At 41.3% G+C, this 12,922-nt stretch carries 12 protein-coding genes; 11 read left to right on the forward strand and 1 reads right to left on the reverse strand.

Going from position 1 to position 12,922, the window contains the following annotated elements:
* Window positions 1–93 precede the first annotated feature (93 nt).
* Window positions 94–1,713, reverse strand: coding sequence for a GGDEF domain-containing response regulator (locus BGM26_RS19145; protein WP_217041879.1), 1,620 nt, complete (start codon window positions 1,711–1,713; stop codon window positions 94–96).
* Between the two features lie 506 nt (window positions 1,714–2,219).
* On the opposite strand from BGM26_RS19145, the gene spoIIR reads away from it, so the two are divergent.
* The 11 genes from spoIIR (at window position 2,220) to wecB (ending at window position 12,818) form a co-directional block, all read left to right on the forward strand.
* On the forward strand, window positions 2,220–2,891 hold the full coding sequence (gene spoIIR / locus BGM26_RS19150; protein ID WP_217041880.1) for a stage II sporulation protein R: 672 nt from the start codon (window positions 2,220–2,222) through the stop codon (window positions 2,889–2,891).
* Window positions 2,892–3,321: 430 nt separating this feature from the next.
* Complete coding sequence (locus tag BGM26_RS19155; RefSeq protein ID WP_217041881.1) at window positions 3,322–3,765, forward strand: GNAT family N-acetyltransferase; 444 nt, start codon at window positions 3,322–3,324, stop codon at window positions 3,763–3,765.
* A gap of 176 nt (window positions 3,766–3,941) precedes the next feature.
* On the forward strand, window positions 3,942–4,985 hold the full coding sequence (locus BGM26_RS19160; RefSeq protein WP_217041882.1) for an L-threonylcarbamoyladenylate synthase: 1,044 nt from the start codon (window positions 3,942–3,944) through the stop codon (window positions 4,983–4,985).
* Between the two features lie 210 nt (window positions 4,986–5,195).
* Window positions 5,196–5,747: a manganese efflux pump MntP gene (locus BGM26_RS19165; protein ID WP_217041883.1), complete on the forward strand. Its 552-nt coding sequence runs from the start codon at window positions 5,196–5,198 to the stop codon at window positions 5,745–5,747.
* A 182-nt stretch (window positions 5,748–5,929) separates the two neighbouring features.
* Window positions 5,930–6,379: a low molecular weight protein arginine phosphatase gene (locus tag BGM26_RS19170; RefSeq protein WP_217041884.1), complete on the forward strand. Its 450-nt coding sequence runs from the start codon at window positions 5,930–5,932 to the stop codon at window positions 6,377–6,379.
* Window positions 6,380–6,392: 13 nt separating this feature from the next.
* On the forward strand, window positions 6,393–7,688 hold the full coding sequence (locus BGM26_RS19175) for a methyl-accepting chemotaxis protein (protein ID WP_217041885.1): 1,296 nt from the start codon (window positions 6,393–6,395) through the stop codon (window positions 7,686–7,688).
* 172 nt (window positions 7,689–7,860) lie between these two features.
* On the forward strand, window positions 7,861–8,301 hold the full coding sequence (gene rpiB / locus BGM26_RS19180; RefSeq protein ID WP_217041886.1) for a ribose 5-phosphate isomerase B: 441 nt from the start codon (window positions 7,861–7,863) through the stop codon (window positions 8,299–8,301).
* Between the two features lie 66 nt (window positions 8,302–8,367).
* Window positions 8,368–8,943 (forward strand): TIGR01440 family protein, encoded by a 576-nt coding sequence (locus BGM26_RS19185; protein WP_217041887.1) that lies wholly within the window; start codon window positions 8,368–8,370, stop codon window positions 8,941–8,943.
* Between the two features lie 327 nt (window positions 8,944–9,270).
* Complete coding sequence (gene glyA, locus BGM26_RS19190) at window positions 9,271–10,512, forward strand: serine hydroxymethyltransferase (protein WP_217041888.1); 1,242 nt, start codon at window positions 9,271–9,273, stop codon at window positions 10,510–10,512.
* Between the two features lie 458 nt (window positions 10,513–10,970).
* On the forward strand, window positions 10,971–11,600 hold the full coding sequence (gene upp / locus BGM26_RS19195; protein ID WP_217041889.1) for a uracil phosphoribosyltransferase: 630 nt from the start codon (window positions 10,971–10,973) through the stop codon (window positions 11,598–11,600).
* Between the two features lie 69 nt (window positions 11,601–11,669).
* Complete coding sequence (gene wecB / locus BGM26_RS19200; RefSeq protein ID WP_217041890.1) at window positions 11,670–12,818, forward strand: non-hydrolyzing UDP-N-acetylglucosamine 2-epimerase; 1,149 nt, start codon at window positions 11,670–11,672, stop codon at window positions 12,816–12,818.
* The last annotated feature ends 104 nt before the right edge of the window (window positions 12,819–12,922 follow it).

A 12,922-nucleotide genomic window follows, 5' to 3' on the forward strand; every position in this document is an offset into this window, starting at 1 on the left:
TGTTCTCCTTTTCTTTAGGTATATGGGCAGTCTCGTTTGGCTCGCAATTACAAAGGGAAATATTGTATATAACAACATGTACCGGCCGAAAACTCAGGACATTCTTTGGATTAGCCGCTTGATCCTAGCTTCCAATTCAGGGACGCTAAAAGGCTTCGTCATATAATCGTCAGCACCAAGCTTCAATGCGGCGGCAATATCATATTCACTTTTCCTTCCAGTAAGCATGAGTACATTTACATCGTTCGCATTCTGCGCCTGTTTCACTTTTTGTAAGACTTCCATTCCGTCCATTACCGGCATGATCCCATCCAAAATTAAAAAGTGTTCGCCATTTTCGTCAAGCCTGTTAGAGTGGAAGAATTTTAATCCATCCTCATATACTTGGATATTCAATTCCAATTGGTCAAATTTCATATTCTGCAAAATGTTCATTAGCACTGTACGGATGATGGCATCATCATCAATAACGGAAACATTTAAGCGCTTCTTTGCGTGGGAAACTTGCATTTTGTTGGCACTTTCCACTCTTGCCCGTCCATTATTCTTAGCAAAATAGAGAGCTTGATCTGCCGCTTTAATGGCTTGTGAGATTGTGATCGAGGAATCTTGGACCATAAAGACTCCTGCTGAAAAGGTAACTGAGAAGTGGATATCATTTTCGATAAATATGATGCGAGAAAATTCTTCTAGCAGTCTAGTTAAAATTCCTTTTGCCTCGATATCCGTTGCATAGGAAAATAAAATAATAAATTCTTCTCCGCCATATCTGAAAACAGTGTCAGTACCTCGAATGTTCTCTTTTAAAAATTGGGCAAAAGCAACAAGAACTCGGTCACCCGCTAAATGTCCATATGTATCATTTACTTTTTTGAAGAAATCGATATCCAACATCGCAAGAGAGAAATACTTGTTTGTTCTTTTTAATTCATTTATACTTTTTTGCAAACTGCCATGGAGAAATTTACGATTATATATTTGGGTCAATTCATCAATAAGCACGGACTGATCGAATATTTTTTTTCGCTCTAAATGCCGCTCGATGCGAATTAAAAATTCTTCAAGATCAATCGGCTTTTCAATGAAATCATCGGCTCCCATCTTATAAGCATTGATGCGTGTCAGCCTGTCATTTTGAATGCTGATCATAATTTTTGGGATAAACTTTTTGTTTGAATGCTCTTTAATATCCTCTAATAATTGAAATCCATCTTTATTAGGTAAATTGATGTCGATAATCAGGCAATCAGGCCGCATATCAAAATACTGTTCGATTGCTTTAAAAGGCTCTGTATTAGCAATAACCATCCAGCCTTTGCTTTCCATAGCGTCCTTCAAAAGGATGAGCATCGAAATATCATCATCAATTAATTGAATAAGCGGCACATTGTCAACCCTCGGTTGATCGACCTTTTCTTCCGCTTGATGGAAATGTTCATATTCATAACTAAGCTCGACTAATTCGGATAAAAAATTACGCAGCTCGCGGGTTGTCCATTTTCGTTCACTTCCACCCTCCACATTATCCATTAGCTTTTCGGCAATTTGCTGAAGTCCGCCAAGCTGCAATGTGCCGGCTGTCCCATTGATTGAATGAAGAAAACGATATACTTCTTCATTTAAGATCTTCTCCTGACTTCCATTTTCGAACCAATCGGAAATTTGGACTTTCATTTTTTGAAAAAGAAGATCTTTATATTTATCTAACTTCATATCTTTTACACCTCTCTTACGATTGAACAATCGGATCAAGTAAATCAGACTTACGGATCTATCAAAAAATATTAATTAATAAGGTCATTCTATAAAAGCGTTTTTGTACTTCAATAATCAAATATATTCCTGCCGCAAATGATCGTCAAGCGTATTTGTCACTGTGGAGCAACATTATTATTGGCTGTTTTCGTAAAGTTTGTTGTTTTAATAATGTAATTAATATTTAAAAAACTGAGTTGATTGGAGCGGAGGGCACTCGACTCCAGCGGGAATAGAGGGAAGCGGGAGACCCCGCAGGCGGTAACGCCGAGGAGGCTCCCGTCCCTCCCCCGCGGAAGCAGAGTGCTCGTAGCGGAAATCAACGGGCAAAGTTTCAAGGCTAAAACAACAATATATGCGGAAAGAGCCTTACTATTTGACCGCTAATTGTGATTTTTTCATTTTAATAGTTTAAGATTCCGCATCCTTGTCAAGACTAGGTTAGTGAAGGGGCGGTGGCAGAATTGAAAACTAAAACGGCAGCGAAATTATATATTATTATTTTATGTATCGGAACAATATTAAGTTTATATATCCCGAAAACCGAGGTTATGGCGGATGAACCGCTTGTGATTCCGAATGAAGCCATTCGGCTTCGGATTCTAGCAAATAGCGATCGAGAAGCAGACCAGGCACTGAAAAGGCTTGTCAGAGATGCAGTCAACAAAGAGATTACAAAGTGGGTAGCGGATTTAACTTCCATTGAGGATGCACGCATCTTAATTCGCTCGAACCTTCCAGAGATCCAAAAAATCGCTGAAAGTGTTGTGGCAAAGGAAAAATCGGCTCAGTCTATTAAGGCGGAATTCGGTGTTGTTGAATTTCCAACGAAGTTATACGGCCAATTTCTCTATCCAGCGGGAGAATATGAGGCAATATTAATTACCCTTGGAGAAGGAAAAGGAGCAAACTGGTGGTGTGTCCTATTCCCGCCATTATGTTTTCTGGATTTTTCAAATGGTGTTGCGGTTAGCGACGGGTTTGAAGGAGGAAAGACGGAGGAGAGCGCAGCAAAAACCGATCAAGAAGTTGTGAGTAAAAAGGATGAAAAACTTCCATTTTATACGGAAGAGGACGAAAAACCGGTAGAGGTCAAATTTTTCTTAGTAGAACTTTGGGAGAGAATATTTGGGTGAAAGTCTTGCTGACATTAGTAGGACTTTTTATTTGCTGTTTTCTAAAAGATTGTTGCTTTTATAATGTGATTTTTATTTAATAATCTGAGTTGATTGGAGCGGAGGGCACTTGACTCCTCGAAAATGCTATCGCTTTTCCTTCGTGCGTGGGCAGATTCAAGGATGTAAATTCAGTATCCTGCGGGAATAGAGGGAAGCGGGAGACCCCGCAGGCGGTACGCCGAGGAGGCTCCCGTCCCTCCCCGCGGAAAGCAAGTATCCGCAGCAGAAATCAACGGGCAAACTTTATAGGCGATAACAATATATGCGAAAACAGCATTACAAAAACCCCCTTTTATTTTCTTAAAAACTGGACTCTAGCAATTAATTAGTTCTACATTATCCATTTTTCCATATTCATAGAATAGAATCTGAAAAATGGGGTGGGAAAATGGAAGCTTGCATTCGATGTGCGAAGGTGGAAGATGTGACGAGACTGGCGGCATTTTTAGAAAAGGCCAATTTGAGCACAGACGGAATCAAGGAGTCAATCGATTATTTTTTAATGATGGAAAGTGATTTTGGGGATATTAAAGCGACCCTTGGAATTGAGCCGCTTGGCAAAATCGGATTGCTCCGTTCGCTTGTGATGACGCCCGATGTATCTGAAAAAGATTTATTCATCCTGTTTGAGCAAATATTAATTCTAGCGAGAGACAGGCAGTTAACAGCCTTATATCTGGCCACTAACAAAAAGAGCTCGCTGGAATTTTTCCGCCTCATGGGATTTGTTCAGGAAGAAACTAATGGTTTGCCTGAAGCCCTTTATGGTTCCGTGCATGTAAAATATATTCTAACTGTGGATAACTCGCATTTTTTAAAGCTATCTGTATAAATTGTGGGTATCTCCGCAAAGTTATTCACAAAATTTGATTAACTATCCACAAATTGTGGATAAAGCTTGAGATATCCTCCATCTTCTTTTATACTTTCAACAGTAATTAACGCAAAAATGACGGAAATAAAGGATTCATTGAATCTAATTTATAAAATTAATGAAGGTGGAACATCATGAATACGAAAAGATGGGCAGTGGATAAATATGTGGATGGCCAGGAAAGTTATCCACAAATCTCACAGGCTGCAGATTTTTTAATAAACAATGAAGTCGTCGCATTTCCTACAGAAACAGTGTACGGCTTAGGTGGAAATGCCGAAAATGATGAGGCGGTTGCGAAAATATTTGCGGCAAAAGGAAGACCGAGCGATAATCCACTGATTATCCACATAGGGGAAAAACAGCAGCTAGATGGCTTTGTTGAAGAAATTCCAGCTAAAGCAAAGCAATTAATGAAGGCATTCTGGCCTGGACCGTTAACCCTTATTTTTAAAAAGAAAGAGAACAAACTTTCAAACAAAGCCACAGCTGGGTTATCCACAGTTGCGGTTAGAATGCCGGATCATCCGGTTGCATTGGCGATTATTAAGAAAGCAAACCTTCCGATTGCTGCGCCAAGTGCCAATCGTTCAGGAAGACCGAGTCCAACGACAGCTGAACATGTTAGGGAGGACTTGCATGGAAAAATTGCTGGGATTGTAGACGCGGGTCCAACAGGTGTTGGTGTGGAATCAACCGTATTGGATTGCACAGCAACAATTCCTGTCATTTTAAGGCCAGGCGGAATTACGAAGGAACAATTAGAGGCGGTGATCGGAGAAGTGACAGTCGATCCGGCACTCGTTGATAGCGGACAGGCTCCAAAATCACCAGGGATGAAATATCGCCATTACGCACCGGAGGCTCCGCTATATTTAGTTGAAGGCACAAAAGAATTTATTCAGAAGCTAGTGAATGAGAAAAAAGAAGAGGGGCTTTCTGTCGGGGTCTTAACAACAGAAGAAAACAAGGATTTTTATCAAGCTGATTTTGTTTTTGCCTGCGGGAAACGGGCAAACGTTGAATCAATAGCAAGTTCCTTATATGACGTGTTAAGAAATTTTAATCATACAGAAGCTGACCTAATTTTTAGTGAAATGTTTCCGAATGAAGGTGTTGGTCACGCCATTATGAACCGCCTGATGAAGGCGGCAGGGCATCGGGTGATTAAGAGTTAAATAAAGCTAATTGGTATGCCAGCAATTGTTTTTAGTCCCGCCCTTGACCTCTGATGATCCGATTTGTTCTTTAAGGTAGTTTGCGATTCTGGGCAGTGATATTTCCGAAAACTGTAAAGGCCGTCTCATTAGAAGAGCGGCTTTTTCATACGATTCTAAAATCTCTTGGACGTGCATATGCTGAAATAGCAAGTCCAAGGAGGCGGAAAAATGTCTGGAATGGTCGGAGAAATTATCACATTGACAATAATGGCATTTGCTTTAGCGATGGATGCCTTTTCAGTGGGGCTGGGAATGGGGATGTTCAATCTCCGCCTTAGGCAAATATTCAAAATCGGAATTACAATCGGGATTTTCCATGTTTGGATGCCTCTGCTTGGAATGATCGCAGGCAGGTTTTTATCCGAGAAGTTTGGCGCGATTGCCACATATGTTGGTGGCGGATTGCTGCTAATATTAGGAATTCAAATGATTCTATCAGGTTTTAAAAAGGAAAAAAACAGCTTGATCACACCTGCTGGATGGGGACTAATGCTATTTGGCCTCAGTGTCAGCCTAGACAGTTTTTCAGTAAGCCTAACACTTGGCATATACGGTGCAAAAACAATAGTAGTTTTAACATGCTTTGGCATCACCGCCACAATCCTTACATGGCTTGGATTGCTAGTCGGCAGAAAATTCCAAGGCCTGCTTGGCACATACAGCGAAGCCCTCGGAGGCAGCATCCTGCTTGTATTTGGGATAAAACTCCTAATCGGGTGACGACTCGCCAATTTCTCCTAATCACAACTGGCCTCTGACAACGGAATCCGCTAAGTCCGGATCCTCGATACACGGTTTATGTGGGATTATTACGGGTAACAGGCGCTATTAAAAATTTTTGTTGGGAAGGTCTATTGAAACTGGGAAATTTGGATTATAATAGAAATAAAGGAGGCGCGGTTATGACTCGCGTTTTATTTGTTTGTACTGGAAATACATGTCGAAGCCCGATGGCGGAAGCAATTTTGAGAAGCAAAGAGATCCCTGGGGTTGAAGTAAAGTCAGCTGGTGTTTTTGCAGTCAATGGCAGTGATGCTTCTTTAAACACGAAGAAAGTACTAGTGGAACAAGGGATGCCGCTAGATCATAAGGCATCGATGTTAAATCAATCTCTAGTCAATTGGACAAGCTTTATTTTGACAATGACAGCCGGTCATAAAGCAACAGTTATTAGCATGTTTCCGGATGCGGCAGGGAAAACCTTCACTTTGAAAGAGTTTGCGGATGGAAACACAAGCAGTGATATTATCGATCCTTTCGGAGGACCGATTGAAATATATAGAAACACGTTTAATGAAATGAAAGAAACAATGGAAAAAGTCATGAGTCGTTTACAAAAAGAGAACATTTAACTAGGAGGACGAAATGGAAGAGAAACAGAGGTATAAATTTGGGTTGAGGAAAAAACTTGTTCTTTTTATTTCGACGTTAGCGATTATTACATATTCAACGAGTGCAGTGTTCATTTATTTTCTATATCCAATGGTGAAAGAGTCCCTTCCATTTGGTGAAGTTCTATTTACGGTTATTACGTTAAGCATGGGGATCATTTGGTCGGGGATATTAGCGTTTTTCGCGGCTGGCTTTATCATTAAGCCTTTACAGAAGCTCGAGAAGATGGCTTTGAAAGCTGCTCAAGGTGATATCCGTGAAGATGTAGAACTAGCAAAGTCCGATGATGAAATCCGCTCCCTTGGAATTGCCTTTAATGATATGCTCTCCAGCTTAAGGGATATGGTCAATCAGATTGACGAGAATTTCCGTGAAACAAATGATAAAGTAATCGCCATTTCAAAAGAATCTACAATTGCAGCTGAACAAGCAGATTCGATTTCTAGAACAATTAACGAGATCTCAATAGGAGCTGACAATTCAGCAGTTTCGATCCAATCAACTGCCGAATCTGTTGAGGATGTCATTCGAATTGCAGAGGAAGTTCAAAATAAGGCAAAAGCATCTGAAGTCGTTTCGAACGAAATGGTGCAAGATCTTAATAACTCAAAAAGAATCATTCACTCTCTCGTTTCTGGGATTGAAAAACTTGCTGATGATAATCAGCAATCATTACATACTGTTAAGCGATTAGAAGAAAATGCATCAAAGGTTGAACAAATTATTCAGCTTGTCGGGGATATTGCTGCCCAAACGAACTTGCTGGCTTTAAATGCTTCAATTGAAGCCGCGCGTGCAGGGGATCATGGAAAAGGCTTTGCCGTAGTCGCTGAGGAAGTTAGAAAATTGGCTGATGAAAGTGCAAAAGCCGTTCAAGGCATATCGGAATTGATTGCAAACATTCAGGAGGAAGTTCAAAATGTTGTCAGACAAATCTCCGAGCAAGTAGAATCTGCAAATAGTGAAGCGAAAAAAGGGACAGAAACGAATGAAGTGATCGAGGAAATGACAAGAACGGTCAATGAAATGGCTACTTCTGTCTCTACGATTACGATTTTAGTAGATCGTCAGATGAGTAGCATCCATCATACATCTACACAATCTCAAGAAGTTGCCGCGATTGCAGAGGAAACATCTGCTGGTGCCCAAGAGGTTGCCACAGCTACCGAGCAGCAAACTAACGTTATGGTAAATGTAGAAAATCTAGTCGGCGAATTAAGGGAGCAGGCTGAAAAATTAAAAAATACGATTACTAGATTTCAGCTTTAAAGTAGGGGCCTTCGGATGACGGAGGCTCCTTTTTATTAAAAGAAAAGTAGGTTGTAAGCTTTTTGAATTAGAAACCGACTTATCTCCACCGTACAGGTTTATATTTTCCGATCTTTGTGTCAAAATAATAGAAGGAAACGAAAAATAATTATAGGAAAATGAGGGATTATTCATGAAGGTTGCCATTGCATCTGACCATGGTGGAGTAAATATTCGCGAAGAAATTAAAAGCTTGATGGATGAAATCGGAATCGAATATGAAGATTTCGGCTGTGAATGCGGAACTTCGGTCGATTATCCTGATTACGCATTGCCGGTTGCGGAAAAAGTGGCAAATGGGGAATTTGATAAGGGCATTCTGATTTGTGGCACTGGAATCGGCATGAGCATCGCCGCCAACAAAGTGAAGGGAATCCGATGCGCTCTTGTACACGATCTGTTTAGCGCAAAAGCAACTCGTGAACATAATGATAGTAATATGCTCGCAATGGGCGAACGTGTTATTGGCCCAGGATTAGCCCGTGAAATCGCCAAAGTTTGGCTAACGACTGAGTTCGAAGGCGGCCGCCATGAAAACCGTCTAGGGAAAATTAAAGAATACGAGAGCAAATAGGAAGGCCAAAAAGCGAACAGTTTAAGGTTTTCAAAAAAACGAAGCTTCCAGAAAGGGTGAGTTTTTTTGCCAGAACAAGTTGAAGCTTGGGAAAAACAATTAAACAGTATTATGAATGAATTTACTGAACAAGTATTTTTAACAGATAAGCACATTCTCGTAATCGGCTGCAGTACGAGTGAAGTGGCTGGGAAAAAAATAGGTACGGCTGGTACGGAGAAAGCGGCAGAACTAATTTTTGCACAACTAAAAAAATTCCACGATGAAACTGGGGTGGCGCTCGCCTTTCAATGCTGCGAACATTTGAATAGAGCATTAGTTGTCGAAAGAAAAACAGCAGAGAAAAACCGGCTTGATGAGGTGGCTGTCATTCCGGTTCGCAATGCGGGCGGTGCAATGGCAACCTATGCATTTAGTCACCTCAATGATCCGGTTGTCGTTGAGTACATCAAGGCCGATGCAGGCATTGACATTGGCGACACATTCATCGGGATGCACTTAAAGCATGTGGCGGTTCCGCTAAGGACTACCCAAAAGTTTGTGGGTGAAGCCCATGTCACAATGGCAAAAACCCGTCCGAAATTGATCGGAGGAGTTCGTGCGGTGTACGAGCGAAATCCAGACAGTGAATCATGCCGATAAAGTGGAATTTCTAATAGTTGGTTTTTTGTCGAATGAATATCCTATTGCCAAATTTTCCGCAGGGCAAGTAGAGTGTCGGCAGCGTGATGAGAAAAATGAATGGCGACAGCTAAGGCGAAATATTGTCAAATTTAGTCGGCCTGTCAGTTAAATTGCGATAAAATAGTTTGCTAGCTAAAATTAAATTTAGTTCAGAAAAACCTTTGTCTTAACAGGCAAACTTCTAAGCATCTTCTCTTCATCGCTAAAACGTGGTAATATATAAAAGAATTTTCAAAATAGAACTACATATCTATAGGGTTGGCCGAAAAAAGGGAGGATAATATAGTGAAGCATTTAGCAAAACAAGATGAACTAGTTTTCCAATCAATTCAAAATGAGTTAAAGCGTCAAAGAACGAATATTGAATTAATTGCCTCTGAAAACTTTGTTAGTGAAGCGGTTATGGAAGCGCAAGGCTCAGTGTTGACGAATAAGTATGCTGAGGGCTACCCGAGCAGACGCTATTACGGCGGCTGTGAGCATGTGGATGTAGCAGAAAATTTAGCGCGTGACCGTGCGAAACAAATCTTTGGTGCTGAGCATGCAAATGTGCAGCCACACTCCGGTGCACAGGCGAACATGGCTGTTTATTTCACTATCCTCGAGCAAGGGGATACTGTTCTTGGGATGAATCTTTCTCACGGTGGACACTTAACGCACGGAAGTCCTGTGAACTTCAGTGGCGTTCAATATAACTTTGTTGAGTATGGGGTCGATGAAAAAACACAAATGATCGATTATGACGTAGTTCGTGAAAAGGCACTTGAGCATAAACCGAAACTCATTGTCGCTGGTGCAAGTGCATATCCACGTGCCATTGATTTCAAACGATTCCGTGAGATCGCCGATGAAGTAGGAGCCTACTTTATGGTTGATATGGCTCATATCGCCGGCCTTGTTGCAGTTGGCTTGCATCAGAACCCGGTTCCATATGCGGATTTTGTTACAACAACAACGCATAAAACACTTCGCGGCCCTCGTGGCGGAATGATTCTTTGTAAAGAAGAATATGCGAAGAAAATTGATAAGTCGATCTTCCCAGGAATCCAAGGCGGTCCATTAATGCACGTAATTGCTGCAAAAGCAGTCGCATTCGGTGAAGCACTCCAAGATGATTTCAAAGACTATATTGGAAATGTGGTTGCTAACGCGAAGCACTTAGCAGAAGGTCTTCAAAAAGAAGGACTTGATCTGGTTTCTGGAGGTACGGATAATCACCTATTATTAGTTGATCTTCGTTCCCTTGGACTAACTGGAAAAATTGCCGAAAAAGTCCTTGATGAAGTCGGAATTACTGTAAACAAAAATACAATCCCATTCGATCCGGAAAGCCCATTCGTCACAAGCGGTATCCGAATCGGAACAGCTGCCGTTACCTCGCGTGGCTTCGGTACGAAAGAAATGGAAGAAGTTGCTTCCATTATCGCTCTTACATTAAAAAATCACGAAGACGAAGAAAAGCTTGAGATCGCCCGCAAGCGTGTCGAATCGTTAACGAGCAACTTTGTTTTGTATCCTGAAAAATAATATCCAGGCCCGGCCTTCATGCGAAGGGCGGGTTTTTATAGGTAGGATCTTTTTTTAAGGCTGCTTTCGTAAAGTTTGTTGCTTTTATAATGTGATTTTTATTTAATAATCTGAGTTGATTGGAGCGGAGGGCACTTGACTCCAGCGGGAATAGAGGGAAGCGGGAGACCCCGCAGGCGGTAACGCCGAGGAGGCTCCCGTCCCTCCCCCGCGGAAGCAAGTGCCCGTAGCGGAAATCAACGGGCAAACTTTGAAGTCTAAAACAACAATATATGCGAAAATAGCCTTTTTTAATATCGTTGTTGCTTTTAAATTTTGTATGAAGTTGATTGGAGTGGAAATTAATTACACTTCAACAATTTAAAATCAAAGTTGCTCTGGTCATTTTTTTTCTGTAAAATTAGACGAAGTGCAGGAAGAAGAACCATTTTACAGATCGAAAAAAGGAGAGATTTATCATGGCAAAGGTATATGTTTTTGATCACCCGCTTATTCAGCATAAACTTACATACATTCGTGATAAGAACACAGGAACAAAGGAATTTCGCGAGCTTGTCGATGAAGTGGCAACGTTAATGGCATTTGAAATTACTAGAGACATGCCAGTTGAGGAAATTGAAATTGAGACACCTATCAGTCCAATGAAGTCGAACATATTATCAGGGAAAAAAATAGGCATCATCCCAATTCTCAGAGCGGGAATAGGGATGGTAGATGGAATACTGAACTTGCTTCCAGCTGCAAAGGTCGGTCATGTCGGACTTTATCGCGACCCGAAAACATTACAGCCTATTGAATATTATGTGAAGCTGCCTAGCGATGTAGAAGAAAGAGACTTCATTGTCATTGACCCAATGCTTGCAACGGGTGGATCAGCAGTTGAAGCGATTAACTCATTGAAAAAGCGTGGCGCCAAACATATTAAATTCATGTGCTTAGTTGCAGCTCCAGAAGGGGTTGACGCATTGAAAGAAGCGCATCCGGATGTAGACATCTATATCGCTGCCCTAGACGAAAAACTGAATGAAAAAGGCTATATCGTACCTGGCTTAGGCGACGCAGGAGACCGGTTGTTTGGTACAAAGTAATAATAATGGCAATCACACCGATTTCACATATGTAAAATGCCGCAAAAATAGAAGAGGATGATGTTTGGAATGAATCGCCCAATCAAGGTGATGACGATATTTGGGACAAGGCCGGAAGCCATCAAAATGGCTCCGCTTGTTCTGGAATTGCAGAAGCACCCTGAACATTTTGAATCGATAGTAACCGTTACGGCACAGCACAGGGAAATGCTGGATCAAGTATTGAATATTTTTAAAATCACACCTGATTATGATCTTAATATCATGAAAGACCGGCAAACATTGGTTGATGTAACAACCCGTGGACTTGAAGGTCTGGATAAGATAATGAAGGAATCAAAACCTGATATCGTATTAGTCCATGGCGATACATCAACGACTTTCGTTGGGAGCCTTGCAGGATTTTATAACCAAATTGTTGTCGGCCATGTTGAAGCTGGTTTACGGACATGGAATAAATATTCTCCGTTCCCGGAAGAAATGAACCGCCAGCTAACCGGTGTTATCGCTGATTTGCATTTTTCGCCAACAGCGAAATCAGCTCAAAATCTCATTAATGAAAGCAAGCAACAAGAGCGTATATTCATTACCGGAAATACAGCCATTGATGCGCTAAAAACGACTGTCAAAGACGAGTATCATCATGAGGTGCTGGACAAAATCGGCGAAGACCGGTTGGTACTATTAACCGCTCATCGCCGTGAAAATTTAGGCGAACCGATGAGGAATATGTTTCATGCGATCAAAAGATTGGTTGAAGAGCAAGAGGATATTCAGGTAGTCTATCCGATGCATCTTAATCCGTCTGTTAGAGAAATTGCTAGAGAGATTCTAGGCGATAACAACCGCATCCATTTAATCGAGCCGCTCGATGTCATTGATTTCCATAACTTTTCTGCGAGAGCCCACTTAATTTTAACCGATTCAGGTGGAATCCAGGAGGAAGCACCGTCCCTGGCTGTACCGGTTCTTGTCTTGCGTGATACGACCGAAAGACCAGAGGGAATTGATGCAGGCACATTAAAGCTTGCCGGTGTAGAAGAAGAGCCTATTTATGAACTGGCCAAACAACTGCTAACGGACAAAGCAGAATATGACAAAATGGCTAAAGCCGTTAACCCCTACGGCGATGGGGATGCATCAAGAAGAATTTGCGAAGCCATCCGCTATTATTTTAAACAAACAAATGAACGACCAGAAGAATATAATCCGCAATAAAGGAATGAAGCTGGCCCTAATTTAGGACCGGCTTTATTTTTGTTAGGCTGTTTTCGCATATATTGTTGTTTTAGCCTTGAAAGTTTGCCCGTTGATTTCCGCTG

The sequence above is a fragment of the Bacillus sp. FJAT-29790 genome, assembly GCF_019039215.1.
Lineage (GTDB): Bacteria > Bacillota > Bacilli > Bacillales > Cytobacillaceae > Cytobacillus.